Here is a 278-nt window from a genome sequence, read left to right as displayed (position 1 = left end):
TATCCCTACGATTTTCCTGAACGAGCGAATACGCAGAGTTCACTATTGTTACAGGAAGCACGCTGGAGACAAGCACGCGAACGAAACAACGCCATGCCTGCGGCCAATAGAGAAAACACAGCGGCTGACGGTTTAGATCCCGTAGCGAGTGAGTCGTCCGAAGGCATCATTATTGTCAATTCGTCTACCTCCATTGCGGTCGGCAACTGGCAGCAGATTGAAATGACGCTGGGCGATGGCGCTGAAGGATTAATCATGACGGAAAACCACCAGACCAA

Annotated in this window: 1 protein-coding gene; it reads left to right on the top strand. The window is 51.1% G+C overall.

The features are described 5' to 3' along the window. Window positions 1-93: 93 nt before the first annotated feature. Window positions 94-278 (top strand): hypothetical protein (locus R0J87_RS19775; RefSeq protein ID WP_498888389.1); only part of this gene is annotated, 185 nt, incomplete at its 3' end.

The organism is Halomonas sp. SIMBA_159 (assembly GCF_046536035.1).
In the GTDB taxonomy this organism is placed as follows: Bacteria; Pseudomonadota; Gammaproteobacteria; order Pseudomonadales; family Halomonadaceae; genus Vreelandella; species Vreelandella venusta_A.
The sequence above is the reverse complement of the archived record's forward strand: the minus strand, read 5'-3'. Positions and strand labels throughout refer to the sequence as shown.